The organism is Streptomyces sp. NPDC048612 (assembly GCF_043199295.1).
Classification (GTDB): Bacteria; Actinomycetota; Actinomycetes; order Streptomycetales; family Streptomycetaceae; genus Streptomyces.
Window position 1 is genome coordinate 187177 of the sequence record NZ_JBICVV010000011.1, and the last position, 25347, is coordinate 212523.

Below are 25347 nucleotides of genomic sequence, written 5' to 3' on the forward strand. Positions count from 1 at the left end.
TGCCTACTCTCCGCCGACCGCGGCGTCGCTGCCCTTGATGTGCCGGGCCGGGTTGATCTGCTCGTCCTCGATCATCGAGGCCACCCACAGGAAATCCTGGGTGCCTTCGTGCTTGACCATTCCCGGGGAGACCCCGAGCCGGAACCCGCCCGGCAACGGCTTCCCGTCTTCCGTACGGGGAAGGAAGTCGAGCGGGCCGGGACCGTGCGAGAGGTAGACGGCGCAATCCGACAGCACGGCGACCGGGAAAACCCCGGCCGAGGCGAGCTTCCGCATTTTGCGGTGCATGTTGGTGCGGGCCTTGCCGATCAGTTCCGCGCGAATGTGCGGGCTCCAGGTCGGCCTTTCCAGAGCAGGCCACCGCTCGCCATATGTGTAGCCGATGCCCTGCGGCCGCTCACGGAGCTTACCGATACCGCCCTTCACGGACGACTTGATGGCCGACAGTACGGCGGCCTGTCCCGGGTCGGCGTCCTTGTGCAGGGCCATGGCAGCGAGGAACTCGTCGTCCGGCATACCGGCGGCAACACCGAGATCCGCCATGGTGGCCATGTACGCGTCGCGCAGCCGGGTGTACCAGGCGTCCAGGTAGGCGCCGTGCTCGTACCGGACGTACGCCTCGGCCGGCTGTACCCGGGCGCCGAGTTCCACCGCGTAGGCGACGGTCGAAGTCGCGTACCAGGCCGGGCCGGTGGGACGGGTGCCCTTGGGGGTGAAGGGCGACGGAAGCCGCGGATCGAGGTCGATGTGGGAGAGGTCCACCAGCCAGGTGCCGGGCAGCTTGGGGTCGAACGCCGGGGAGCTGACGTGTGTCGCCGCGCCGGTCCCGACGGTGAGTCGATTCGCGGCGGCGGCGAAGGCCATGTTGACGTCGATCCCGACCCCGTAGGCGTAGCCCCGCGCGCACTCCTCGTCGGTGAGCGGCCGGAACCAGTCGAAGGCCTCCTCGTCCAGGATCTGGTCCGGGGTGCGTTCGTGGTGACGGGGGTAGTGGGCGGCCACGACCGGATGCTCGCCGGGCGCCTCCGGCGGCGCGGGGTCTACGGGCTCGGCCAGGGCGCCGGGGTTCGGACCGGACACCCATGAGCCGGTGGCCGCGTCCCTGACGGCGCGGGTCGGCGGGCGCAGTGCCGTCATCAGCTCCAGGCCGCAGACGGCCGTCGAACCGCGCGGGGTGATGACCCGGGTCGCGTACGAGCCGAGTACCCGCGCGAGTTCGGCCGGCGGCAGCTGGCCCGAGTCCCCCCAGGAGCGCGTGTCGAGCGCGCCCCAGGGAAGGATCGCGAACTGCACACACTGTCGCTCCCCGCCCTGCGCCGGCCGGTAGATACGCGGCCAGGGACCGAAGCCCCGGCGCGTGAGCCGCCACTTCGCACGCAGGAGTTGCCGGACGACCTGGTGGTCCTCCGGAAGCCGCAGACCACGTCGGTCCGCCAACTCGCCCGGTAGGCCCAGGCGTTCGGCGGCGTCGGCGGTGATGACGACGAGCGGATCGGCGTCCTTGCCGTGACGGTGGAGGCGCGGCGCGCCGAGCTTCGCTTCGTTCAGCGCCCAGTCGACCAGGGCCGGAAAGGTCGTGGCAGGGCAGTCGAGCACCAGACCGTCGACAGAGTAGGCCGAGCCGTCACCGTCCAGCACGGCGAGCGGGCCGTGGGCGAACCGGGGGTCGGCGGCGGGCGGGGGCGCGGTCGGCGTGGCGGCTGGGCCCTTGGCCGGTGTTTTGCCCGCGGCGTTCCTGGCGGGCGGGCGACGGGAGGTGGATGGGAGCGAGGCGGAGGACGAGGGTGTGGACGAGGGGCCGGTACGTCCGGTGCCTGCCGGCCGGGTGGGGGCGGGGACGGGTGCAGACTCGGGGACGGGGGCAGGGGCGGAGGCAGGAGCAGTGCCAGGGCTGGGCGCCGAGGCCGGAGCCTCAGCCGGGGCCGGAGGTGGCGTCGTGGCGGCCGAAGCATGGCTCGCTCCGGGCGTGGCGACTGTCGGCGTGCCGCCATGGGCATGAGTCCCCTGAGCGGGGAAGCGTTCGGCCAGGCCTTCCAGAAGCCGGATGTAGGCGGCGCGCTTCGGGGCCCGTGGCTCGGTCCGGCCCAGCTCCCAACTGGTGATGGTCTCGCGTCGCACCGACAGGGCCTTGGCGACCTGATCCTGGCTCAGGCCACCGGCCTCCCGCAGCCGCTTACGTTCGGCCGGCTCGGGCAGAGCATCCTGCACGGCAGCCTGCGCGAGCAGCGCATCAACCGACGCGAACAACGCATCACGATCGTTGGGCACAGGGAACACCTCCGCCACCACCCTATCCGAAGCGCACCACGAAACGCCTACGAAACGCACACCGGATCACACCGCCCAGCAGTGGGGCGACATATATCCCGTTTGAGCTGGTCTTGTGCCCTTTGGAAGTGGACACAGTCGACGCCGACAACGCCGCTGGCGTCGCCCCGGGCATACCGGCTTGAACGGGGTTGCCGATGCTACTTCTCGGCATTTGCTGGGCCGCTGTGGACTTCCATAGCCGCAGGCAGCACCACCGCCCCAGCCCCCGAAATGACCCGTACAAGAAGCCACTTGGACAGGGAAAACGCAACTTCGACAGGGCCCGCAGAGGCGGCTACCTTCACCTGGTCTTCGGCGATCGCCCACGGTCACAGAAGAGTTCCTTCAGGCTGAGCCGCCCGCGACGGGATGAGTTGGCCACGCCCCACTGCCCCTCGCCCCCGTGCGTAAGCCACCGAACCGGTCCACCTCGGGTCCACACCAGGCACCCCCACCAGGGAGAGATGTATGCCCCATCTTGCGCTGTACACATTCGGCGTCCTCAAGTCGCCTCTCGCCGATCCCACACCTCTCACGAACGAGTTCTACGACATTGGTGCGGCCGTCTACCAGAAGATCAGTCAGCACCCCGGATACCTCGGGCGTGCTGAAGCGGCAGCCGGTGACCGGGGCATGTTCTTCGGAGCGGACTGGGGTGCATGGGGAGAGTTCGCCGTACCGACCTGGTACGACAAGGGCCGTACGGTGGAAACCACCGCCCTGGCCACGACTCTCTCCCTCTGGACCGACCTGCGCCCCGCCTTCGAGGCCGTCTACACCGGTCTGCACCGTGAGGCACTGAACAGGCGTTACGACTGGTTCGAGAGGCCAGAACACCCGAGTTACGTGTCCTGGTGGGTCTCCGACGGCGTGATACCCACCTGGCAGGACGGGGTTTCCAAGCTGGAACACCTCCACGACCACGGCTCCGCGCCGCACGCCTTCACCTTCCACCGCTCATTCGCCCCGGACGGAACTCCGGCCAGGGTCAAAGACATCGGGCCGAAGTGTGATCAGGTGCACTGACAAGGAAGCCTCAACGACTGGATGCGCTGTCAAAGCTTGATCACTGTTAGAGGTGTTCGCAGATCAGGCCGCGTACCCTCGGCTGCGTGCCTCGCCATGCGAAGAAGTCCCGCCGACTGGTCGCCGACGGGCGTGTGTACATGTGGACGATGCGCCACAGCCACCGAACGCACGACGACGGCCGGTCCATGGACTGCCGCCACGTCCTGACGCTGTCCCCGCAACCGGCCGGCACCGGCGGCCCACTGCGCATTGTCTTTGCCGACGGTCCCGGCAGATACGTCCCGGGCGGCGCCCCGTTCGGCTCCGGGGACGTTGGCTTCACCCAGGGTGCAGGCCTGAATCTGCACGAGCCGGGCGCCGTCCGGGCGTTGCTCGACGTGGCACTGGCCGGTGGCTGGCAGCCAGGAGAGCGGCGGGCGGTGGAGGTCGACGGCTGGTCCCTGCTTGAGCCGGCGGCCGCCGCCCGAGCCGGGGAGACCAGCCCCGGGGGCTTATAGGAGGCTCTTGACTTCACTGAACCCGAGAGGAGCCCACCATCACGCAGCGAGCAAACTCCGATGAGACGGGCTCCGAACGGACTCCCGTTCACAAGCGACACAGCTCTTGCGAAGAGGCAGAACTCCCTCCTCTCGGCGGCAGTCAAGGCGGTGGCCGCAGCCGGGTACCCGGCTGCGGCCACCGCCTCGTCTCCCCGGCGGAGACAGAAGGCGTTGGTGCCGCACGGTCGTCGCCCATCATCCCCGCGACCATCTCGTTCGGCGCAGTGACAACGACGGTCTCAGCGATCCTTACAACCCCGGTCCAAGACGGCGGACACCATCGCGACCCGGGCGCGACCACCACCCTCGCCGCGCCTGAGGGACGGAACTCGACCGGTGTGCCCGCCAGCTCCACCCAAAGCTCCTGGGCGCGAGCGGGCAAGAGAGCATCTGCCATGGCCGCATCCTGTCGGCTTCGACCCCGGAGCGCGACCGGATTCCTGCCGTATAGACAGCCCGCACGGCAGCGGGGAGCACGCCCATCAAGCCCGGGGCCTCACACCTCCCCAAGCCACAGCAGCAGCAACAACTCAACCACTCGCCCCACGCCCCCGTCGGTCACCGTGCCGCACCAGCAGGCTCCCCAGTGCGGTGCGCCGGTGCAGGACCGACCGTCCCGCGCGGGTCGTGGTGATCAGGCCCGCGCCGCGTAGTGCGGCGGTGTGAGCGGAAGCCGTGGCGTTGCTGACGTTCAGGCGGCGGGCGAGTTCGCTGGTGGTGTGCTCCGCCGCGAGGTGGAGCAGGATGTCGAAGCGGGTGCGTCCCAGTACTCCGGCGAGCGCCTCGTCCGTGCCGACCGCCCCGGACGGCGAGAGCGGCAGCCCCGGTCCGGCCTGGTAGGTCACGACCACCGGGTGGTTGGGCAGGTCGGAGATGAGCGGGTGGCCGGTCCAGTGGAAGGTGGGCAACAGCAGTACGCCGCGGCCGTGCAGCTCGATGTCGTTCTCGTAGGGCGCCGCGCATTGCCAGACGTTGCCGTGCAGCCGGGCGCCCGGGACGAGTTCGGCGAGTGCGGCGCCGATGCCGTGCTCGGCGACGGACAGGGCATGGCGGGTGAATTCCGCCTGGTGAAGATCCTGCACCAGGGGCCATACGGGGCGCAGGGCCGTATCGAACGCCGCCTGCTGGGCGCGGCGGAGGACATGCCAGGCCGCGCCGTCGCCCTGGTGCAGATCGCGGAGCCACAGCGGTGCCGGCGCGGGCTGCCGGGCATAGACCCGCTCGATTTCGGAGCGGACCAGGGCAGGGGGCGCTGCGCGGACGGTGTCCAGCCCATCCTCCAGGGTGTCACTGAAGACATCGAGGAAATTGGGGGCCGCCTCGGCGGGAACCAGGTCGCCGAGCGGCTGGACAACGGGCGGCAGGGACCGCAGCAACCGTCGTCGCCAGCGGCCGAAGAGCAAGGGCTCGTCCGGGTAACACATCTTCATCAGGGCCACGTTCAGCTCTTGCAGCGGGGCCGGACGGGGTGCGAACCGGACGCGGGCGAAGTCGGCAGCCGTGAAGTGGATACGGAGCACTACTCCCCCTGCCGGCACCATCGCCATCGTTTAGGGCAGGGCCTCAACGATGGCCCGATCTCCCCGCCGGGTGCCAACCTCCAGGTCAAGCCCCCTCCATTCACGCAGGGGGCCGCCGGAAGGCACAAGGACCGACGTCACAGAAGCACAAGGGGAGAGCTATGTTCCGGAAGAGCGTCCATGGTGGGGAGCGTGCAGGCGGAGCTTCTGCGGCGGATCACGGCAGCGATGGCGTGCCCGGGGAGGAGAAGGCGACGGGGACAGACCGTCGGGCCCTCACCAAGTCAGCCACGCTGGCAGCCGCGATGCTGCTCGCGGGCGGCGGTGTGGCGCGGGCACAGACCGGGAAGCCGCGCAGCGCGAAGGACCTCACCCTACGGTTGCCGGCGCCGACCGGGCCGTACCGGATCGGGGTGACCACGCTGTTTTTGGTCGATCACGCCAGGCGCGACCCATGGGAGGCGCTGCCCGTTCGGGAGGTGATGGCCACGGTGTTCTATCCGGCCCGCACGGTGAGCGGCTACCCGGTCGCGCCGCAGATGACCAGGGGCGCCGCGGAGCGTCTGCCGTTCATCGACCCTCTCTTCCATGAGGGGCTGCCGGTGAAGGGGGTGAACTGGGCGGCCACCCGGACGCATGCGCACACGGGCGCGCCCGCACAGGCCGTGCGACGCCCCGTGCTGCTGTACAGCCCGGGCGGAGGCGATCCGCGCACCCTCGGTACCGGGATCGCAGAAGAACTGGCCGGCCGCGGATATGTGGTGGTGACCGTCGACCACCCCGGCGACGGCAGTGAGGTCGAATTCCCCCGCGTGCGGGCGGGGAGGAAAAGGGTCCGCGAAACGGTCTTCCGGGGCGACCCCCGAACGGACCCGGCGCTGTTCCGCACGGTGATCGACACCCGGATCGCGGACATCCGGTTCGTGCTCGACCAACTGGAGGCCCTGGCAGCCGGGCAGAACCCGGACGCGGCGGGACGCCCGCTGCCGCAGCACCTCGATCGGGCCCTGGACCTGCGGCGGGTGGGCATCTACGGCCACTCGGCCGGCGGCACCACCGCGGCCGAGACGATGTACGAGGACCGGCGCATCCACGCAGCGATCAACCTTGAGGGCTTTCTGGACCATCCGCCGGAGTCCCCCGGCCAGGAGGGTCGACTCTTCCCGATCGCCCAATACGGCACGGACCACCGTCCGCTGCTCCTGCTGGGAACCGATGGCTTCCCGCACCAGAAGGAGCTGGAGCGTTCCTGGTCGGCGATGCTCGCCCGCTCGCCCGGCTGCACCAGCCGCCGGGAGCTCGACCACGCCGCGCACTGGGTGTTCACCGACTACGCCGCCCTCGCGCCCCAGCTCCAGGCCGCCGGGCTGATGACCGCCGACAACCGGATCAAGCTGATCGGCGCACTGGACCCGGCCGTATCGATTCCCCTGGTCCGCCACCACGTGCACGCGTTCTTCGCCCGGCACCTGCCCGTGTGCTGACGGGCGCGGTCGGGACCTGTCGGACGACCCCGGGCTCACCGCCGGCCCCGGACTCGCCTCCCGGCCCGGCGGCGTTGACGGCCCGTCACGAATTCCGGCCCGGCCTCTCGCCATACGCTCGCGGACCGTAGGACCATGGCACGTCGCCTCGCGCATGTCTCTCGTTCCGTACGCCGGCCCTCGGAAGGACCTGCCTCATGAGCAGACCGATTGCCGTACGCCGCCGCTTCGCCCTGCTGCTCACCACCCTGCTGCTCGGATCGCCGTTCGCGCTCGCCCCGCCACCGCCGGCGCACGCCGCATCGCCCCCGAACGGCCCCGGGCAGTGGCACGGGCAGCGGCATCAGCAGAGCCACAAGCCAGGGCTGGCCGCGTCGGCCGACACGTACTGGACCCCACAACGGATGCGGGCAGCACGTGCGGCCGCCCCGGGAAAGGGCACGCCGGCCGCGCGCCCGGCGACGGCCCCCACCCCACCGAGTCACCCTTTCGACGGCCTGCCCCAGGTGGGGACGTTCTTCTGGACGGACGGCAGCAACACCGGCCGGTTCTGCGGCGGCACGGTCGTCCGCAGTCCGCACCGGAACCTGGTGGTCAGCGCCGCCCACTGTCTGCGCTCCCCCGATCCGAAGCGGCAGCTGTCGTTCGTGCCGCAGTACCACGACGGGCTCAAGCCGCACGGGATCTACCCCGTCGAGCGGATCTACCTCGACCAGCGGTACTACGACCTCGGCACGAGCGCGGGAGCCCGCTGGGACTTCGCCGTCGTGCGGCTCGGGGCACGGGAGGACGGGGCCGAGGTGGAGGAGGTGACCGGCGGCTTCGACCTGCTGCCGTACCCGGGCTATGACCACCGGAAGGTACGGCTCATCGGCTACCCCGGCAACAAGGACAGCAGCCATCCCAAACCCCTCGACTGCACCTCCGCCACCCACCGCTACACCAGCACCGATCCGGCCGCTCCCGGCGACTTTCTGGAAATCTCCTGCGCGGGCTATATCGGCGGCACTTCCGGCGGGCCGTTCCTGGTGCGCGGCCTCACCGGATACGCCCTGATCGGTGTCATCGGTGGTTACCACACGGGCGGCGATTTCCCGGACGTCTCCTACAGCTCGTACTTCACGGTCGACACCCTCGCCCTCTATCTGCACGCCGTCCATGGCGATCCGCCCGCCACACCACATCAGGGAAACGCACCGCGCTGATCGTGCAGTGTTGCGGCCTGACAGGCAGGCCTGCACTGCGGGCCGCATAGCGTCCACGGAAACAGCGGAACGGAAAGGTGAACACGGGGCCATCACCACGCTCAGCCGCTCGCCCACCGACATATCCGGGCACGGCACCGGCTCCTGTTAATGTCGGCGAAGGCGGAAGGCCGGTTGCCCGCCAGGCCACAGTGGAAGGTGACGCCCGTTGGTGCCGTCGTTTCTCTTGTCCGTACTGAATCGCCTCTTCCGAAACGAGGCGTGGCGCCGGCTGCACGCACAAGCGGCGCTCTGGGTCACCGTGGTCATGACCTCGGTACTTCTTGCGGGCGCCGCACTGGTCGTGGTCGCCGAATCCGGTGCACCGCACGCGAATATCACGTCGTATCCGAAGGCTTTGTGGTGGGCGATCGAGACGGCGACCACCGTGGGATACGGAGATTTCTACCCCGTCACGCTGTGGGGCCGCATCATCGCTTCGCTGTTGATGCTCAGCGCGATTACGGCATTCGGGGTCATCACGGCGGCTCTCGCCACCTGGTTCGTCGGCCGCGCGGAACAGGACATGGTCCGCCTGGGCAAAGCCGTGGGGAACCATGCACGCGAGGACGCGGAGGCACTCCGTTCAGAGCTGCACACACTGCACGAGCGCTTCGATCACGTCGAGAATCTGATCCGGGACAAGGGAACGCACTCCGCCTCCTGAGAAGGGAGGCGTGGGCACGGGCCACAGGCGTCGCCGGCAATGTCCGCGTGCGCGGGAAGCCCGGGAATACCTGTTCGTACGGTCGGCCGCGCGTCTAAAGTGATGACCGTGATCGATTCAGCTGACGTCCGACGTATCGCCCTCTCGCTGCCCGAGACAGTGGAGAAGGAAGCCTGGGAGATGCCCACGTTCCGGGTCGCCGGGAAAATGTTCATCACGGTCCCCGACGATGAGACGTCATTCGCCGTGCGCTGCCCCATTCACGAGCGCAAGGAGCTGATCGCCGCGGAGCCGGAGAAGTTCTGGGTGCCTCCGCACGAGGCAAGCTCCCATTGGGTGCGCGTACGACTGGCCGCACTCGAGGACCTCACCGAACTGCGTGACATCCTCGTCGACTCCTGGAAGCAGGCGGCCCCGCCACGACTGGTGGAAACCTTCCCCGGAAGCGACTGACCCAGCGGGTGCCCCTGCGACTGCTTCCGCTGTCGCCGGCTCCCGCGCCTGCCCTCAGTCGCGGCGGCGCAGATCGCTCCAGTCCAGCGCCTTGGACGCCGTCAGCTGCGAACGCTCGGCGGCCTCGCGGGCCTCGGCGAGAATGTCTCCGTGCTCCTCGACGAGCTCTTCGTAGATCGGTGTGGGGCTGGAGGTGCGTGTGGAGGTCGTCATGTCTGGTCCCGTTCCCTTGTGATTCCGTGTACTGCGGCTTGGTAGGTTCTGGCCGCCCTGGGAAGAAGGGAGCACCACGGTGGAAATCGTGATGCGCAAAGGGAGGTTGTCCCCACACATGTGCCGCTCCCCCGTGCGGCGCTGGACATCGTGTCATGTGCGCGGCGAGCACGCAAAAGATCATCCCAGAGCCTGAGACCGCTGGTGGCGCCCCGAGCCCGAGCAGATCGACTGGTCCATGACCCGCGTCGACACGCTCTGCGGGCGCCTGGCCGAGCCGGCCACCTAGCGGTTGAGCCTGTTCGTACCCGACGCCGCGGCCGATTCCACCAAGAGCCGCCCAACCGGCCGCTAGGGTGAGCCGACCAGCAGGTGAATTCCGGGCATCGGTAAAGGGTTTACGGCGTGAGCGGCGCCTTACGGATGGCCGAACCGGCGACCGACCCCGCTCGCCACAGCCGCTACTACCGCCTGGTTGCCCGGAATCGGGTCTGGCTCGCCATGAGGCTCCTCCCGCTGCCGCTCATCCCCGTATACCTCGCCACCTGGGTGCTGCTCAGTCTCGTCCGCATCCACTCCCCCAAGGCGCTCCACACGTGGTTCGGCGGCCTCCGGGAGGGGCTGATGGGAGGCTGGGGAACACGAACTCCCTTGCGGTGGCGCACCGTTCTGCGGCTGACACGCGCCGGCCGGCCACCGGTCGTGTAGCCGGAGCGCCACCGCGACCGGGATATGGGACGGAGCATCAGCAGGAGGCGATGATTCATGAGTGGGACGTCATATGTGCGGTTTCAGGCGCTTACGCGCAGCCAGCGGGGCCATTTCCCGGGTGTTTTCGCTCTCGCCAACGGCCTGGCGAGGAAGGGGAAACTGACCGATGAGCAGTTCCGGTTCTGGCGTGCCGGTAACGATTGGTACGACGCGAATTACCCCAACCCCACGGACGTGGACCCCAGTGTCTATGACCACAGTCTGAACCCGGGAGCGGTGGCGTGGTTCAAGGCCTCCGCGGTGCATCTGATCGAGCGGGTGGACGGCTACCTGGAGATCCTGGCCGCCCATGAAGTGGCCTGTGAACGCGTCGAGTCCACGGCCCCCGGACGCATCGTCTACGAGGACGAGGTGCAGGTTGTCGTTGTGCCGTGGGAGAGGGAATCCGCCCCGGCCGGGGACTGAGCCGGCGGGTTGCGGGGCCCGCCCCGGCCCCGAGGGCGGGGTCCCCGCTATCCGGCCAGACCGCCACCCTCCGGGTACGCGGTCTCAGTGCGCGATGCTGTCGATGAGTTCGCGCGCCCCCTGGCGCAGCAGTGCGACGGCCACCGAGGTGCCGAGGGTCTCCGGGGTGAGCGGGCCGGCCCATTCGTGCGCGTTGAGGACGGTCTTGCCGTCGGGGGTGAAGACGCAGGCCCGCAGGGACAGTTCGCCGCGGCGGTCGGTCTTGGCGTAGCCGGCGATCGGGCTGTTGCAGTGGCCCTGCAGGACGTGCAGCAGCATGCGTTCGGCGGTCGTCTCCTGGAACGTCCGGGGGTGCCCCAGGCCACTGACGGCGTCGATGGTGTCGTGGTCGTCCTCGCGGCACTGGAGGGCCAGGACGCCCGCGCCGATCGGTGGGCACATCTCGTCCACGGACAGGATCTGGGTGATCACGTCCGTGCGGCCGATGCGTTCGAGGCCGGAGACGGCCAGCAGCAACGCGTCCGCCTCGCCCGCTGCGAGCTTCTCCATCCGGCGGTTGGCGTTGCCGCGCATCGGCACACACTGCAGATGCGGGTGGGAGGCGGCGAGCTGTGCGATCCGGCGGACCGACGAGGTGCCGATCCGGGTGCCCGCGGGGAGTGCGTCGAGACCGAGTCCGCCGGGGTGGATCAGCGCGTCCCGCACGTCATCGCGTTCCAGGAAGGCGGCGAAGGTGGTGCCGGCCGGCAGCGGACGGTCGCCGGGGATGTCCTTGACGCAGTGCACCGCGAGGTCCGCCTCACCGGCCAGGAGGGCCGCGTCGACCTCCTTGGTGAACGCCCCCTTCCCCTCGACCTGGGAGAGGGCGCCCATCCAGCGGTCGCCGGTGGTCTTGACCGGGACGACCTCGGTGGCGATGCCGGGGTGCAGCGCGCCGAGTTCGGCGCGGACCCGCTCCACCTGGGCCAGGGCCATGGGCGAGTCGCGGGAGACGATACGGATCAGTTCTGGGGCGGACATGGGCCCACGATAGACCGTCAGATACCGGTGCCGACCCACCCGCACACCCCGGCGCCGCCGGTCTCCCGCTCCTCCGCGATACGGTCCCACCATGTCCTGGTCAACATCCCGATCGACGTCCCCCACGATGTCCCGGTCCACCGAAGCCGCGATTCCGGTCCCGCCGCCCGCCGTCACCGCGGACGATCTGGACCGTGTGGTGCAGCTCGCCGTGTCCGTGCTGCGCCAGGCGCCGGCGGCGGCATGGGACGGCAGGGCAGGCTCGCTGGAGTGGGACTGCTGGGAGACTGTCGAGCACCTCAGCGATGACCTCTTCGCCTACGCCGTCCAACTCGGCCCCAGAAGGCCGCCGTTGGGGGGCAATGTGCCCTTCGTATGGGAGAGCCGGAGGGACGGCGGTCCCGCGAACGCCGTGCATGCCGACCGCGCGGCGGGGCCCGCCGGACTGCTGCAGGTGCTGGAGGCGAGCGGCGCGCTGCTGGTGGCGATGGTGCGGACGACGCCGCCCAAGGTACGCGCGCACCATGTGTTCGGGGTGTCGGACCCCGGGGGCTTCGCCGCGATGGGGGCGGTGGAGACCCTCGTGCACACCCATGACCTGGCGGAGGGTCTCGGACTCGACTGGAACCCGCCCGCCGACGTGTGCGCCGGGGTACTCGCACGACTGTTCCCGGACGTCCCGGACTCCGCCGACCCGTGGCGCACCCTGCTGTGGGCCACCGGGCGCACCGAACTGCCGGACCGCCCCCGGCGCACCACGTGGCGCTGGGACGCGCGCGTGCGGACATAGGTCCGCGCGGCTGCGCCACCCGGGTGAGCGGGGAGCTCGGACGTCAACCAGCCGTTTACGGTGCGCAGTGACCAAGCCCAGGCCGACGACGGAGCGACGGCCTGGGCTTGTGCCGGGGATGCCGGGGCGGTCTCCGCGGTGCGCAGAGATTGCCGCTCAGGCGTTCCGGAACGAGGCGAGGTGGGCGAACACCACCACGTTGTCGACGTAGTCCTTGACCTTCCGGTCATAGGCACCACCGCAGGTGATCACGCGGAGCTGTGCGGTGGAGGCGTCGGCGTAGACCCTTTCGTTGGGGAACCTCGCCTTGTTGAAGGTCTCGACGGAGTCGACCTTGAAGGTGGCGACGATGCCGTCTTCCCGGGTGATGTTGATCGTGTTGCCCGGCTTGAGCGACTCGAGTTGCAGGAACACCGCCGGCCCGGTCTTGGTGTCCACGTGACCGGCGATGATCGCCGATCCGCGCTCGCCCGGCGCCGCGCCGTCCTTGTACCAGCCGACGAGGTTCTTGTCCCCCGCGGGCGGCGCGTTGAGCTGCCCGGTCGGGCTGATGGTCAGGGGGGTGAAGGGCGCGTCTACGGCGATCTGCGGAATCGACAGCCGCTTCGGTGCGGAACGGGGCAGGGCCAGGTCAGGGGCCGTCGTCGAGGCGGCGCCGCGCGGAGCGGCGGACTCGGCCACGGCGGAGTGGGACGACGGCTTGGGGTCCGCCGAGGTGTCCACGGAGTTGTAGACGAGGAGTGAGCCGAGCAGAAACGCTCCCGCAGACCACAGCAGACCGCGGCCAACGGGGCGGGACGCGGGAGCGGTCCGGGAGGGATTCGGATTCGGCTGGGGCGACTGCGGGGCGGTCATCTCAGGGTGCCTTTCATCATCGACGCGGGGGCATGAGGGGGACATCGGTAGCGCAATCGCCGCGGCCACCGTCCACGTGGAACGGTGGCCGCGACAGCGCTTCGGTCTCCGTGCGGGTGCCTTATCAGGCAGCCGCGCTGCCCGAGGCGTTGCGACGACGCAGCATGTACGCACCGGCGCCGAGGCCACCGAGCATCAGGACGGAGCCGGCAGCCATCCCGCCGCCGGTCGCCAGGCCGCCACCACCAGTGTGGATGCCGCCGTGCGGCTTGCGGTGGTCGCCGCGCCCGTAGCCACCGTCACGGTCGTGGTCGCCGTAGCCACCCCGGCCGTGGTCGCGGCCGTGGTCGCGGTCGCCGTAGCCGCCGCGGCCGTGGTCACGGTCGCCGCGCCCGTGCTTGTCGTGGTCGTCGCCGTAGCCGCCGCCCTGGTCCCAGTCACCGAGCACGGTCTTGGCCATGGCGCCGCCACCGGTGTGCACGCCACCGCTCGGCCTGCGGTTGTCACGGCAGTGGTCACGTCCGTAGCCGCCGCGGCCGTGGTCCCGGCCGTCGCGGCCGTAGTCACGCCCGCCGTCGCGGCCTCCGTCACGGCCACCGTCGCGGCCTCCGTCACGGCCACCGTCGCGGCCGTTGCCCCGGCCGTCGCGGCCATCGCGGCCATCGCGGCCGCCACGCCCGTCGCGGCCGTCACGGCCGTCACGGCCGTCACGGCAGTGGTCACGCCGGCGGTCACGGTCGCGGTCGCGGTCCCGACCGCGGTCACGGTCACGGTCGCGGTCGCCGTTCGTGGCCTGCTGGTGGTTGCTGGAGGAAGCGCTGTCCGACGCAATGTCCTCCGTGATCATGGCGTTCGCAGCGGGAGCAGAGATTGCAAGCACCGCCGTAATGGCGGCTGAGGCGAACAGGGTGCGAGCAGTGCGCATGGGGACATGTTCCTTTCGGCGCGACTGCGAAGGCTGACTCTTTGTCGGCTCATCGGATCGCAGTGGCGACGTGATCACCGTCAGCCGGATTGCGACCGCGCACCACCGGAGAACGTCGCATTCGAGGTACGCCGTGGGCTCTTTGGGTGGCGGAAGGCGGCGGATTCACCCATTGGACGGCGCGCGTCGTCGGCGTGTCGCGTAACGAGTGGGCTAGAGGCGCTCCTGCGGCCCTCCACGGCGGCCAATTCCCAGCGCACGAGCCCGGCGAGCGAGGCCCTTCCGGGGCACGTCGACGGCCCCTGACTGCGACACGCCGAAGGCCCCTGACGGGTCGAACAGCTCTACGGCGAGGGTGCCGGGCGGACGTCGCCGCCCCGGGCCATCGCGCGGACGACGACCCGTATTCGGCTCGGCTGGGCGGCTGCCGCTGGCTCGCAATTCATGGACAGTCGAAGGGAATTGGACAGAATTCCCCTCCCGTCGCCGGTCGCGCCGGGCCACGAAACTGCTCGAAATCGGCGAAGTGACCGTGGTGATGAGCCTCTTGACGTTCTGGCCATGCGCGGAAGGTCGACCGTGAATTTCTGAACGGCCCATTGAAGCCGGGCTCTTCGCGTCGGACTGACGGGCCGATTCTCGTCGGACGACACCGGCCGGAAGCGGCTTTGGGGCGCAGCACCCCGCCCCCCTCCCCGTGATCGGCGGAAGCGATCGCCCTGAGCCGGACACCGAGGTCGGTATCGCCTTGACTCCAGAAGGAGTTGGGCTGTGCTGCTGCCCTGGTCACCGACCCCTACGCGGCGGCCTCGTACGGATGCGGACCCCACCGCAGAGGAACAGCGCCCACCCCGGCACGGCGGCGCCTCGGACGAGCCCCCCGGCCCTGCCAGGCCGCCTCGCCGACAGCGGCTCCGACGGCGCCGGCGCCGTCTGCCCGACGCGGCGACCTCACTGCCATGGACGTCCCCCGCGCTACCCATTGACACCCCTCCCCCCGTTCCGGGCGTCTCCCGCACGTACGGAATGACCGGCCCCGTGCACACCAATGGCGAAGCATCCCTCACCCGGATTGAGGAATGCGTACGCCCACCGGGGCCGGCCGAGAGGCCGCCCGCGATGTTTCATGTGAAACATCGCGGGCGGCCGGACCCGCCCTCAGGTGGTGCTCTCCCGGAGCGCCTTTTCGACGATTGCCTCCAGGCGAGCGTGGTGCGCACCTCGCCAGTAGACGCGGCCGCATGCCGTGCATTGCGCGAAGACGTCGTACGTACGCTGCGTGCCGTGTTCCAGGTGCTCACGGACGGAGTTCTTGTCGGCGTCCATGAGCCGGCCGTTGCACGCGGTGCAGCGCGTCCAGGGCGCGAGCGTGGGGGCGAAGCGCCCCAGGACGTCACGGAGTTGGTCATCGGGACGGTCGCTGTAGACGAACGCGCCCGCCCAGATCTCCCGCCGTCGCAGCAGGCCGCGGTCCCGGGAGAGCAGTACCCGCTGCTCCTTCGCCGAGAGCGCGGCCAGCGCCGCGTCGCCCGGGTCCTCGTTCGTGTAAGCCGCGTCCACGCCGAGCAGCCGCAGCCTGCGCGCGAGGGTGCCGAGGTGAACGTCGAGCAGGAACCTCAGCGGCGCGCCGGGCAGCCGCTGCGGACGTTCGACGGCTTGCACCTCGACGCTCTCGCCGGCCTGCGGGACATGGGAGACCGGAACCTCGGTGCCGTCCACGACCAGCCGGCCGACCTCGGTGAGCGGGACGCCGAGCGACTCGACGACATGGCCGAGTGTCGACGAACCATCGGTCGCCACGGGTGTACCGGCGGTGCTGTGCGCTGAACCCACGAAGAGGTGCAGAGCGGGGTCGAAGCTGAAGGGGATCTCGGGTCCGTTCACGCCGGACAGCATGCCATCGTGCGCGCCATGCCAGCCAGCGGATTCCTGCCGGTCAGAGGGGTGCAGCGGCCGCTCGGAGCACCTCGCGACGGGCGGCGGGCAGCGGTCCCTCTGGCTACGTACGGACCGTAGCGGTCCGCGCCCCCGGATTGTTCATGATGGAGCAGGCTCGGCCCCCCGCTGCCCCTAGCCTCACTGCCACCACATCACCACCATCACCACCATCACCAGCGAGGGGCGGTACCGGTGAACTGGCTCATCCACGACTACCGCGAGGACGGTCTCGCCGAAGTGGTCCACCTGATCGACTCCACGGCCGAGCTCGGGCAGGAGTCCTTCCTGAGGAGCATCTCCTCGGGGAGGGGCTGCTGAACGCGGGCTATACGCGGCAGCCGGCGGTGGCCTACTTCGAGAAGGTCGAGCCGCACGACGGGCCCGCGGCCGGCCTCCTGGAGAACCTCGGAGGGCGGTTCCTGCCCGCTGATCTGTGGGCCAAGGTCGCCGGTATGGCGGCGGAGAAGGACCTCATCGAGCGGCGGGTCGTGCTGCCGCTGGCGGAGGCGGAGCGAGCCGCCCGGCACGAGGTGCGGCCGCCGCGGTCCATCGCCCTGTTCGGCCCGCCAGGCACCGGGAAGACCACCTTCGCCAGGGGCATCGCGGCCGGGCTCGGCTGGCCGTTCGTCGAGCTGCTCAATCTCCCGGCTGGCCGACGAGGGCAATCTTGCGGCGGCGCTGCGCAGCGCGTTCGCCCGGATCGCAGAGCTGGAGCGGGTCCTCGTCTTCATCGACGAGGTCGAGGAGATCGCTCCGGTCCGCCATGAACCGGCGCAGCCGGGCGGGCTGCACGGGGTGACGAATGAACTGCTCAAGCTGATACCCGGGTTCCGGGAGCGGGACGAACGGCTGCTGGTGTGCGCGACCAACTCGATCCGCTCGCTCGATCCGGCCTTCCTGCGGCCCGGCCGGTTCGACTACCTGATCCCCATCGGTACGCCGGACTGGGCGGCCCGGTCGGCGATCTGGTCCCGGTACACGGACGGCCGGGCCGAGGTGGATGTGGCGGCGCTGGTGGCCGCCAGCGAGCTGTTCACCCCGGCCGATATCGAGCACGCCGCCCGGGTGGCCGCCCAGACGTCCTTCGAGCGTGACCTGGAGGCGATCGGCGGCGGCGCGGGCACCCACGGACGGCTCGGCGCGAGCACCGACGACTACCTCGCCGCCCTCACCCGGTGCCGGCCGACGGTCACCCCCGCCATGGTCGACGAATTCAGCGCGGACATCACCGCCCACGCCCGCTGCTGACGGCTGATGGGCCTGGTGCGCCGGCCCTCGACTCCGACGGCCCCCATCGCCACCGTGCACCCTGCCGTTCCACCTTCACGGGACCGCGACCGGACGGCAGAAGATGGACAGTCGGCGCACTACAACGAAGGCAGTACAGCGGGTGGGCTGGGACCGCTGGGACTCCTCCGTGGGGCCGATGTTGCTGCCGGGGTTCGCCGCATACGGTCTGAACGGTGCCGGAAGTCGTGCATCATCGGGGATCATCAAGAGGGGCGGGCACGCATGACGGAGATTGTCGATCTGGAGGCCTACGGCAAGGACTTCACCACAGATCCGTATCCGTACTACGCCAAGCTGCGCGCCCAGGGGCCCGTACACCGGGTGCGTCTCCCCTACGGCCAGGAAGGGTGGCTGGTCGTAGGGCACCGTGCGGCCAGGGCCGCGCTCAGCGATGCGCGCCTCAACAAGGACTGGCGCAAGACCGGGCTCCAGAACGACGCGGGCGAGGAGTCGGCCCTGTGGACGAGCATGCTGGACGCGGACCCGCCCCACCACACCCGGCTGCGGAAGCTGGTGGCCAAGGAATTCACGTCCCGCCGCGTCGAGGCACTCCGGCCGCGGGTGCAGCAGATCACCGACGAGCTGCTGGACGCGATGCTCGCCGCCCCCGAGGGCCGTGCGGACCTGGTCGAGGCACTCGCGTTCCCGCTGCCCATGACCGTCATCTGCGAACTGCTCGGCGTCCCCACCGTGGACCGGGAAGCCTTCCGTGCCTGGTCGAACGAGATCGTCGCACCGACCGGTGAGGAAGCGGCCCAACAGGCGGTCGTGGCGATGTCCGGCTATCTCGTCGACCTCATCGAATCCAAGCGCAAGGCCCCTGGCGACGGCCTGCTCAGCGCCCTGATCCGCACCAGCGACGAGGACGGCGACCAGCTCTCCCGCGACGAGCTGATCGGTACGGCCTTCCTGCTGCTCGTCGCCGGCCATGAGACGACCGTCAGCCTCCTGGCCAACGGGGTACGAGCCCTGCTGCAGCATCCGGCCCAACTGGCGGCCCTGCGGGCCGACTTCTCCCTCCTCGACAACGCCGTGGAGGAGATGCTGCGCTACGACGGCCCGGTGGAGACGGCCACCTGGCGCTTCACCGCCGAGCCGGTCGAGATCGGCGACACGCTGATCCCGGCCGGCGAGACCGTCGTCATCGCGCTTGCCTCCGCCTCCCGCGACCACGAACACTTCGCCGCCGCCGACGACTTCGACATCACCCGCGACGCCCGCGGACACGCCGCCTTCGGTCACGGCATCCACTTCTGCCTCGGCGCCCCGCTGGCCCGACTGGAGGCCCGCATCGCTCTCCGGTCCCTCTTGGAACGCTGCCCCGACCTCGCCCTGGACACCGACGTCGACGACCTCATCTGGCGCACCGGGATGCTCATCCGGGGAACGGAACACCTGCCGGTGCGCTGGGGCAGCTAGGACCGCGAGGCAGTTGGAGTACGTCTCGTCTCTGTGGACCGCCCGGGACTCGGCGCCTCAACACCTGCTCCTGGCCAGATCTTCTCCAACTTCGCTGCTGATATGCGGCAGCTCTGCGTGCTGCGAGGGCTGGGACATCCGGCTGTGGTCGGGAACTCACAGGGGGCGCCCTTCGCTCTCGCCTGCGCTGAGGAAGGTGTGGCCTCGGCATTGGCCGTCGTCTCCGGCGCGACCTCGCCGTGTATCAGCAGCCTGATTTCGCGGCTGTTTACCGCAGAGCTCTGGACGAGGGTTTTCTCCAAGGTGCTGCCGGCTACGCCCGCGACACGGTCCTGTCCATGGGGCGGTGGCCGTTCGCCCTCGAAGAGATCACCGTCCCGGTCGAGATCTGGTACGGCGAACGGGACACCAGCCACTCGCCCGATAACGGAGCGCTGCTCGCTACCCGTATGCCCGGCGCTCATCACCGTGTCGTATCGGGGATCGGTGGCGCGCTCCTGTGGACACATTCCGAGTCGATCCTCACTTCGCCCTTTGAGAGGGCCACAACCGACCAGTAGGCGACCGACTCATGGCCGTGTCAGTACGTGAGGTGTGTGCTGTGTGAGGTAGTCGGGAGCACCGGGTCAGTTGACGCGGTCGGCATAGCCCTCGGGGAGGTCGGCCGGGTCCACGGCGATGACGTCTTCGTTGTTCTCGCCGCAGTCCTCGAAGAAGGTGATCTTCGCGAACTCGGGGACGACGCAGATCGGGTAAGCCGGGCCCTGCTCACGGTACTTGGCCATCTGCTCCAGGTGGTCGTTCTGGTAACAGACGCTGCGCTCGGGGTGCCGGTGCACCCAATGCGGGAAGAAGATCACGCCGTGGAGCAGGCGCTTGGCAGGCAGCACGTTGACACTGACCGAGGTGCCGGTGGGCTCGGTCCAGGAGATCTTGTAGACGTCCGAGTCGAGACGGACGAGGTCAACTGCCTGGTCTTTCACCCAACGGCCGCCGACCATGCCGGTGTGGATGCGGTAGTCGATCGTCCGGGAGTTCTTCACATACATCTCGTACTGCCAGCCGTTGGCATAGGTGTAGAGGAAGTGCTTCCCGGTGAGGCCCGAGAGGTCCTGCGCAGGGACGGGGTTCGCGACGGTCGTCATGGCCTGGCTCTCCTTGCTGGTGTACGGCGTCTCGCACTGTCCGGCACTACACTTTGCAACAAAACTATTTTGAAGCAAAATCATCCTGCTGTCACAATGGAGCCGTGGACACCGCCGCCGACCTCAGCCGCCTCCTTGGCCCCCTACGCCGGGCCGCACTGCGCTCAACTCGCGCCGCCGAGAGCCTCCCCGACCTGCCCGACGCCCAGATCGAGCTGCTGCGGGCACTGTCCGCCGACGGCCCGCTGGGCACCCGGGCGGTAGCCGAGAGGCTTCGCATCTCCCCCTCGACGGTCAGCAATCTGGTGCGGACGATGACCGCGGCAGGCCTCGTGGAACGTCACTCGTCCACGACGGACCTCAGGGCGGTGGCCCTGTCCGTGACCCCGGGCGCGCTGGAACTCCTCGAGCGCTACGACCGGGCCAGCCGGGAGACGCTGGAGCAGGCCATGGACAGGCTTCCCCCCGGCGACCGCGACACGCTCACCGCAGCCATGCCGGCCCTCGCTCGACTGGTGACCGCCTTGGGAGGATGAACGGGCGGCCGGTGGAGCCGCTGCGGCCCTGCCTCACCTCCGCGTCAGCAGCTCAGATTGTCGCCGGGCGTGGTCCCCAGGATCTGCACGAAGCCCTGGTAGCTGTTGATCCGGCTCTGCACCTGGCCGGGGTTGCCGCCGTTGCATTCGAGGGCCCCGTTGATACTGCGGATGGTTTCGCCGAAGCCGGCGCCGCTGACCATCGCCTGGTGCGGGGTCATGGTGCCGGGCCCGGTCTGGGTGTTCCAGTACCAGAGGGCGGTCTTCCACGCGACGGCGGCGTCCTGCTCCACCAAGGAGGGGTTGTTCAGCAGATCGATGCCGAGCGCGTCGCCCGCCGCCTTGTAGTTGAAGTTCCAGCTGAGCTGTATCGGCCCGCGACCGTAGTAGGCAGCCTGGCCGGCGGGGCATCCATACGGCTGGGTGGCGTCGCAGTAGTGGGGATAGTTCTCGGTGTTCTGCTCGACCACGTGGACGAGGCCACCGGTCTCATGGCTGACGTTCGCGAGGAAGGCCGCGGCCTCCTGACGCTTCACGGCGTCGCTCCCGGTGTTCGCGAACTCCGGATAGGCGCCGAGAGCCGCGGTCAGCCCACTGTAGGTGTAGAACGCGTTCCGGTTCGGGAACATCTGATTGAACTGCGCCTCGCTGACGACGAACCCCTCGGCCCGGGCGTCGGCACCGGGCGAAGCCGCGGCACAGTGGGAACCACACCCCGTCGCGGCAACCGCAGGCATCGTCGGCACGACGAGGGCTACGCCCACGGCGACGGTCGTGGCACTCAGCAGCGCGGCCATACGTGACCTCATTACGGTGACTCCTTCTCGCCGGCCACCCTCCGGACAGGAGGGGGCCACACGTGTGGGGGGGGATCACTCAACCGGGAGCGGCAGTTGCCGCCGATCACCAAGACGGATCAACTGGCGGGCGGGAAGCGGGACATTGGAGCGCGGGTGGGTCAGTGGGGCAGGTGACACGAGACCGCCAACGAGCGCGACACGACGGCAATGGCAACTACGGCTACGGCCACGGCCACGGCCACGGCCACGGCCACGGCCAGCATCGCGGGAATGCTGCGGTCTAGACCAGCGTTAGATTATGGCGCTGCCTTGCGCATGTCCATACCAGTGCAGTGATCCACCGCAAGCAACGGGTTGAGGGCATGGCGGGCGTCAACTTCACGCACTCGACAGGTATTTGTGGGGGGCCGAGGTTTGAACTGACGGCAGGTACCCTGACGTGGTGTCGCGTACCGAGTTAGAACGACTGGCCAGAATCCGGATGCAGGTCACCGGCGAGACGCTCGAACGCGCCATGGCGGTACTCGAAAGCCATACCGCCGGCACCACACCGCAGCCCGACCCTGCCCCTCAGCCCCACTCCGCCGAGACCAGCGGCGGCGAGGAGGGCGAGCGGGAGACAAGCCAGGCTGAGGTCGACCGAGGCGACGAAGCTGGCCCGACCAGCGAGATCGGCGAGATCGACGAAGAGAGCACCGCGGATTCCACACAGGCACCGAAGCCCGACACCCACCGATCACCTCGAAAGCGCGGCCATCTGCGCGGCCTCTGAATTTCACCCGGCCACGGAATGCGGCCGGAGATCACAATGCTCGCCTCCCCCGGATATCGCGCCACGCGCCGATCACCTGACGCAGTCAGTGAAACGCAGAAGGTGATGGGTGGCTTACCGGGGGGGGAGGTTCACAGCAGCGCGGCGAGGCGCTCGAATGTCGCGGGCCCCACACAGCGCAAGGGGCGCTCTACAGAACGTGCGCACGCATGCGCACGACTACCCAAGGGATGGGCTGCTCCTGCAGCTCACGGGGTGAGGGGACGCGCGAGCATCGGCGTGCGGAGCATCTGGTGCCCCCCGCTGGCCTGCATGCGGACCTCGCCCCGGTCACTGATCTCTGCGCGTACGATCCCCGACTCGTCCTCGTAGACCGGATACCCGCCTGCCCCCGCCCGCTCGGTGCGATGGACGATCACCACGTCGTCCTCCACTGCGGGAGCTTGAAATACCAGCTCATAGCATTCCGGGTAATCCATCAGGGCCTCCCGATGAAACTGGGCAGGTACCTCCGACGGCTCTCCCCGCGCCTCTCTCAGCGCGCCGCTACACCCCGCCATTTCCATCGTCGCCCACTCCCGCCCGCAGCGCCTGAGGAGGATGCCGGGGAAAGCCCCGCGCCTGGCCGCTGCGCCACGGCGAGAGCCAGGACGACAGAGATCGGCTGCTGGCGGCGCCCCTCAACCGGCAGCGCATTCATACCCCCGTCACCCTCGCCCCTTCGGCAGGCACCTGCGACTGAGGGTCGGCCACCGCCGGCCTACTCGCGCAGACCTCGCTGCCACCACCGCCACCTCCACCGCCTCTGCCACCACCTACTCTGCGGTGAGGAATGACGCCGCAGAGTGGCAGGGGGCTACGGGAGTCGCCGTCGACGAACCAGCCACGCTCCTCTTCGGCCCGCCGCGGGACAGTCCGCTCCCGGCACACCACCGAGAGGCTGCGCCGGAGCCACCTGACTCTGCCGCTCGGATGAGTGCTCCGCTCCCGTGCGCTGTCACGGGAGCGGAGCGGGTCCGAGAAGCGCCAGCAGCTCGGATAGTTACCGAAACCACGGTACGGGGCACCACTGACAACGCGGGTCGGCGGAACACGACGGTGGGACCAAGGAGCGGCGCCCCTGGAGGTTCCGCTGTCTGAGGTCGATGCAGGGAGGGCTGTTGCTCCAGGGGTATCCCCTGAGGTTCTGCCGTGGGAGACCCCGAGCGCACCGGCGCCAACCGGGAGCTGAGACGTCACTCGATCGAGAGGGGCAGGTGTGACGGGAGAGGTGTCAGCAGTGGGACGGACGATGGCTGGGCGGCCTCGGATTTCGCTTGCGACGGTGGTCTTGGACTGCCTGGATGCTCATGCGCTGTCGGACTTCTACCGGCAGTTGCTCGGCTGGGAGGTGAAAGCCAGCGAGCCGGACTGGGTGCTGCTCGCCTGCCCGGACGGCGGCACCGGCCTCTCGTTCCAGTCCGAGCCCGGATATCAGGCCCCCGTCTGGCCGGAGCGACCCGAGGAGCAGCAGAAGATGCTCCATCTCGATCTCCGGGTCGATGACCTTGACGAGGCCGAGGCCCATGCGGTCGCGGTGGGAGCAAGGCGCGCCACATTCCAGCCGCAGGACGATGTCCGGGTACTTCTTGATCCGGCCGGGCATCCGTTCTGCTTCTTCCTCCATTGAGCGCAGTGGTGTCGGCGGGGGCTTGTCCTGGGTGCGGGCTCGGCCGTGATCGCCAAGCGAATACGGGCGACCGCGGAGCGTGTGGGAATGGACACATGCCGCCAGCAGGGGTGCCGGTAAGGGCCGATCGTCTTTGCTGGTCAGGAAGTTGAGTGTGCGTCGGAGTGTCAGCCAGAGCAGCAGCTGTGCGCCGTGGGCCAGTTGTCGCGGGAACGCGTTGTCAGTGTCTGCCCCTAGCATTGCTCATATGTCCCCGACTCCTTCTGCCCATACTGGTATGACCGTCCCTGCTTCCGAGGCGAACGAATCGATCCGGCGTTTTGTGCGCGCCCGGCGCGGTCTTGCGTGGTCGGCTCAGGACATGGCGGAGTATGCGGTGCTGCTGGAGATATGGACCTTGGCGGTGCGCTCGGAGGTAACGGAGGTCGTCGAGGCGGCGTAGACCCCACAGGGGTCAAGGGCAGTGGGTCCACTTCGGCCTCACGCCTGGACGACGTCAACCTCACTTCTCTGCCAGCGGGCAGCTCACGGTACGGCGCCGGCTCCCGCCTTGGTTCCCGCCCGCCCCTCTCCCTGCCGCTGTTACGAGCGAAATAGCGGCTCTCACGGCCGCGTTAGTGGCGTGTTAACCGTTCGCCAGCGTGCGCGATCAAGCTCTACATGCATCGCGCACCGCAGCGGTGCGAGACCTGACCCAAGGCTGTCGAGCGACGCCCAAGGCCGCACCCGCGTCATCACCGACGCAGCAACGCCGCTCCGCCGCAGAGATGTTGAGCGGCAGCCTTTACCCAAGGGGGATGCATGTCCTGGAACCAGCACACCGAGGCCGATGTCGACGCCAACGGCTCCACGTCCATGGCCGCCGCTTCCGCCGGCTCGACGTTCCGTCGTCGTGGGCGTCTGATCGCCGCTGCTTCGCTGGTGGCCGTCGCCTCGCTCGCCTTGACCGCCTGCGGCGGCGACGGCCAGAACACCCCAGAGGGGAGCACCAAGGTCTCGACGAGCCCTCAGCCGGAGGAATCGTCGGCCGGCGCGGCGTCCAACGGCAGCGCTGGCGACCGGCCGTCCAAGGACGGTGCGGCAGAGGGCCAGCAGAAGTCTCCGGCCGGAAAGACCGGCGGGAACAGCGGAGGGGCGGGCGGCGGCACGGGCGGTTCCGGATCGGGCGCCGGTTCGGCGGGCGGGTCCGAACCGGCGCCCAAGGGCAAGGGGGTGAACGCCACCGTGAGCGGCGTCCTCAAGTACATGGCGCCCGGCAAGCTGACCGTGGCTCCGGCCTCCGGTACGGAGCAGGCCTTCTTCATCGGGTCGCAGACCAAGACTCTGGGTGCCGCCACCATCTGCGCATCGAACGGCAATGTCACCATGGACAGCAAGGGCAACGGCACCTCCCCGTGCACCGAGGAGCAGCTGGAGAAGGCGGCCAAGATGGGGTCCGTCGAGGTCCAGGTCACCATCAAGGGCGGCGTGGCGACGAAGGTCGTCGAGCACTACCGCTCCTGAGCACGGAGGGGCGGGGAGTGAGCCCCGAGCGGCCCTCCCCTCCCGAGTCT

Annotated in this window: 30 protein-coding genes; 20 read left to right on the forward strand and 10 right to left on the reverse strand. The window is 69.4% G+C overall.

Going from position 1 to position 25347, the window contains the following annotated elements:
- Positions 1-3: 3 nt before the first annotated feature.
- Complete coding sequence (tap, locus tag ACGFN2_RS19205; RefSeq protein WP_393361890.1) at positions 4-2268, reverse strand: telomere-associated protein Tap; 2265 nt, start codon at positions 2266-2268, stop codon at positions 4-6.
- 510 nt (positions 2269-2778) lie between these two features.
- Between tap and ACGFN2_RS19210 the strand changes: the two genes are divergently transcribed.
- Positions 2779-3336, forward strand: coding sequence for a DUF3291 domain-containing protein (locus tag ACGFN2_RS19210; RefSeq protein WP_393361893.1), 558 nt, complete (start codon positions 2779-2781; stop codon positions 3334-3336).
- An 86-nt stretch (positions 3337-3422) separates the two neighbouring features.
- Entirely contained in the window at positions 3423-3836 is a 414-nt protein-coding gene (locus ACGFN2_RS19215) for a hypothetical protein (protein ID WP_393361896.1), read from the forward strand.
- 572 nt (positions 3837-4408) lie between these two features.
- On the opposite strand, the gene ACGFN2_RS19220 is transcribed toward ACGFN2_RS19215, so the two are convergent.
- On the reverse strand, positions 4409-5398 hold the full coding sequence (locus tag ACGFN2_RS19220; RefSeq protein WP_393361898.1) for an ArsR/SmtB family transcription factor: 990 nt from the start codon (positions 5396-5398) through the stop codon (positions 4409-4411).
- 305 nt (positions 5399-5703) lie between these two features.
- Between ACGFN2_RS19220 and ACGFN2_RS19225 the strand changes: the two genes are divergently transcribed.
- The 4 genes from ACGFN2_RS19225 to ACGFN2_RS19240 all read left to right on the forward strand — a co-directional run bounded on the left by ACGFN2_RS19225 (position 5704) and on the right by ACGFN2_RS19240 (position 9246).
- The gene (locus ACGFN2_RS19225) at positions 5704-6882 is read left to right on the forward strand and encodes an alpha/beta hydrolase family protein (RefSeq protein ID WP_393361901.1); all 1179 of its coding nucleotides are present in this window, start codon (positions 5704-5706) and stop codon (positions 6880-6882) included.
- A gap of 197 nt (positions 6883-7079) precedes the next feature.
- On the forward strand, positions 7080-8087 hold the full coding sequence (locus ACGFN2_RS19230) for a trypsin-like serine peptidase (protein ID WP_393361904.1): 1008 nt from the start codon (positions 7080-7082) through the stop codon (positions 8085-8087).
- Positions 8088-8295: 208 nt separating this feature from the next.
- A complete protein-coding gene (locus ACGFN2_RS19235; protein ID WP_393361907.1) occupies positions 8296-8793 on the forward strand; it encodes a potassium channel family protein in 498 nt (165 codons plus the stop codon).
- Between the two features lie 108 nt (positions 8794-8901).
- Positions 8902-9246, forward strand: coding sequence for an MmcQ/YjbR family DNA-binding protein (locus tag ACGFN2_RS19240; RefSeq protein ID WP_362614086.1), 345 nt, complete (start codon positions 8902-8904; stop codon positions 9244-9246).
- A gap of 54 nt (positions 9247-9300) precedes the next feature.
- Here ACGFN2_RS19240 and ACGFN2_RS19245 read toward each other — a convergent pair whose 3' ends face one another.
- Positions 9301-9459, reverse strand: a complete 159-nt coding sequence (locus ACGFN2_RS19245) for a hypothetical protein (protein WP_362614085.1) — start codon at positions 9457-9459, stop codon at positions 9301-9303.
- A gap of 405 nt (positions 9460-9864) precedes the next feature.
- Here ACGFN2_RS19245 and ACGFN2_RS19250 point away from each other — a divergent pair, with 405 nt between their 5' ends.
- Together ACGFN2_RS19250 and ACGFN2_RS19255 are read left to right on the forward strand one after the other, a co-directional pair.
- Positions 9865-10167 (forward strand): hypothetical protein, encoded by a 303-nt coding sequence (locus ACGFN2_RS19250; protein ID WP_393361910.1) that lies wholly within the window; start codon positions 9865-9867, stop codon positions 10165-10167.
- Between the two features lie 57 nt (positions 10168-10224).
- Entirely contained in the window at positions 10225-10635 is a 411-nt protein-coding gene (locus tag ACGFN2_RS19255; protein WP_393361913.1) for a hypothetical protein, read from the forward strand.
- Between the two features lie 84 nt (positions 10636-10719).
- Here the strand turns inward: ACGFN2_RS19255 and hemC are convergent, their stop codons facing one another.
- Complete coding sequence (hemC, locus tag ACGFN2_RS19260) at positions 10720-11655, reverse strand: hydroxymethylbilane synthase (protein WP_362614079.1); 936 nt, start codon at positions 11653-11655, stop codon at positions 10720-10722.
- A 127-nt stretch (positions 11656-11782) separates the two neighbouring features.
- On the opposite strand from hemC, the gene ACGFN2_RS19265 reads away from it, so the two are divergent.
- Positions 11783-12445 (forward strand): maleylpyruvate isomerase N-terminal domain-containing protein, encoded by a 663-nt coding sequence (locus ACGFN2_RS19265; protein WP_393362032.1) that lies wholly within the window; start codon positions 11783-11785, stop codon positions 12443-12445.
- Between the two features lie 156 nt (positions 12446-12601).
- Here the strand turns inward: ACGFN2_RS19265 and ACGFN2_RS19270 are convergent, their stop codons facing one another.
- Both ACGFN2_RS19270 and ACGFN2_RS19275 read right to left on the reverse strand, forming a co-directional pair.
- Positions 12602-13300 carry a class F sortase gene (locus tag ACGFN2_RS19270; RefSeq protein WP_393361916.1) on the reverse strand — a complete coding sequence of 233 codons (699 nt, stop codon included), beginning with the start codon at positions 13298-13300 and terminating at the stop codon, positions 12602-12604.
- A 124-nt stretch (positions 13301-13424) separates the two neighbouring features.
- Positions 13425-13760 (reverse strand): hypothetical protein, encoded by a 336-nt coding sequence (locus ACGFN2_RS19275; protein ID WP_393361919.1) that lies wholly within the window; start codon positions 13758-13760, stop codon positions 13425-13427.
- A gap of 51 nt (positions 13761-13811) precedes the next feature.
- Here ACGFN2_RS19275 and ACGFN2_RS19280 point away from each other — a divergent pair, with 51 nt between their 5' ends.
- Positions 13812-14198 (forward strand): hypothetical protein, encoded by a 387-nt coding sequence (locus tag ACGFN2_RS19280; RefSeq protein WP_393361922.1) that lies wholly within the window; start codon positions 13812-13814, stop codon positions 14196-14198.
- A gap of 1185 nt (positions 14199-15383) precedes the next feature.
- On the opposite strand, the gene ACGFN2_RS19285 is transcribed toward ACGFN2_RS19280, so the two are convergent.
- Positions 15384-16109, reverse strand: a complete 726-nt coding sequence (locus ACGFN2_RS19285) for a Mut7-C RNAse domain-containing protein (protein ID WP_393361925.1) — start codon at positions 16107-16109, stop codon at positions 15384-15386.
- A 246-nt stretch (positions 16110-16355) separates the two neighbouring features.
- Between ACGFN2_RS19285 and ACGFN2_RS19290 the strand changes: the two genes are divergently transcribed.
- The 5 genes from ACGFN2_RS19290 (at position 16356) to ACGFN2_RS19310 (ending at position 19463) form a co-directional block, all read left to right on the forward strand.
- Complete coding sequence (locus ACGFN2_RS19290; RefSeq protein ID WP_362613574.1) at positions 16356-16481, forward strand: hypothetical protein; 126 nt, start codon at positions 16356-16358, stop codon at positions 16479-16481.
- Between the two features lie 26 nt (positions 16482-16507).
- Positions 16508-16930 carry an AAA family ATPase gene (locus ACGFN2_RS19295; protein ID WP_393361929.1) on the forward strand — a complete coding sequence of 141 codons (423 nt, stop codon included), beginning with the start codon at positions 16508-16510 and terminating at the stop codon, positions 16928-16930.
- Positions 16872-17411, forward strand: coding sequence for an AAA family ATPase (locus tag ACGFN2_RS19300; protein WP_393362034.1), 540 nt, complete (start codon positions 16872-16874; stop codon positions 17409-17411). Before ACGFN2_RS19295 ends, ACGFN2_RS19300 begins: the two co-directional genes overlap by 59 nt.
- 264 nt (positions 17412-17675) lie before the next feature.
- Complete coding sequence (locus ACGFN2_RS19305) at positions 17676-18872, forward strand: cytochrome P450 (RefSeq protein ID WP_393361932.1); 1197 nt, start codon at positions 17676-17678, stop codon at positions 18870-18872.
- Positions 18873-18905: 33 nt separating this feature from the next.
- Positions 18906-19463 (forward strand): alpha/beta fold hydrolase, encoded by a 558-nt coding sequence (locus tag ACGFN2_RS19310; RefSeq protein ID WP_393361935.1) that lies wholly within the window; start codon positions 18906-18908, stop codon positions 19461-19463.
- A gap of 35 nt (positions 19464-19498) precedes the next feature.
- Here the strand turns inward: ACGFN2_RS19310 and ACGFN2_RS19315 are convergent, their stop codons facing one another.
- Positions 19499-20017: a phenolic acid decarboxylase gene (locus ACGFN2_RS19315; protein ID WP_393361938.1), complete on the reverse strand. Its 519-nt coding sequence runs from the start codon at positions 20015-20017 to the stop codon at positions 19499-19501.
- A 104-nt stretch (positions 20018-20121) separates the two neighbouring features.
- Here ACGFN2_RS19315 and ACGFN2_RS19320 point away from each other — a divergent pair, with 104 nt between their 5' ends.
- Positions 20122-20553 carry a MarR family winged helix-turn-helix transcriptional regulator gene (locus ACGFN2_RS19320; protein WP_393361941.1) on the forward strand — a complete coding sequence of 144 codons (432 nt, stop codon included), beginning with the start codon at positions 20122-20124 and terminating at the stop codon, positions 20551-20553.
- A gap of 44 nt (positions 20554-20597) precedes the next feature.
- Here ACGFN2_RS19320 and ACGFN2_RS19325 read toward each other — a convergent pair whose 3' ends face one another.
- Positions 20598-21362: a chitinase gene (locus ACGFN2_RS19325; RefSeq protein WP_393361944.1), complete on the reverse strand. Its 765-nt coding sequence runs from the start codon at positions 21360-21362 to the stop codon at positions 20598-20600.
- A 433-nt stretch (positions 21363-21795) separates the two neighbouring features.
- On the opposite strand from ACGFN2_RS19325, the gene ACGFN2_RS19330 reads away from it, so the two are divergent.
- A complete protein-coding gene (locus ACGFN2_RS19330; protein ID WP_393361947.1) occupies positions 21796-22125 on the forward strand; it encodes a hypothetical protein in 330 nt (109 codons plus the stop codon).
- A gap of 248 nt (positions 22126-22373) precedes the next feature.
- Here the strand turns inward: ACGFN2_RS19330 and ACGFN2_RS19335 are convergent, their stop codons facing one another.
- Positions 22374-22604, reverse strand: coding sequence for a DUF6296 family protein (locus ACGFN2_RS19335; protein WP_362613595.1), 231 nt, complete (start codon positions 22602-22604; stop codon positions 22374-22376).
- Positions 22605-23416: 812 nt separating this feature from the next.
- On the opposite strand from ACGFN2_RS19335, the gene ACGFN2_RS19340 reads away from it, so the two are divergent.
- From ACGFN2_RS19340 to ACGFN2_RS19350, 3 genes are all read left to right on the forward strand, one after another.
- On the forward strand, positions 23417-23794 hold the full coding sequence (locus ACGFN2_RS19340; RefSeq protein ID WP_362613614.1) for a VOC family protein: 378 nt from the start codon (positions 23417-23419) through the stop codon (positions 23792-23794).
- Positions 23795-24071: 277 nt separating this feature from the next.
- Entirely contained in the window at positions 24072-24236 is a 165-nt protein-coding gene (locus ACGFN2_RS19345; RefSeq protein ID WP_362613597.1) for a hypothetical protein, read from the forward strand.
- Between the two features lie 359 nt (positions 24237-24595).
- Positions 24596-25297, forward strand: a complete 702-nt coding sequence (locus tag ACGFN2_RS19350) for a hypothetical protein (protein ID WP_393361950.1) — start codon at positions 24596-24598, stop codon at positions 25295-25297.
- Positions 25298-25347 lie beyond the last annotated feature (50 nt).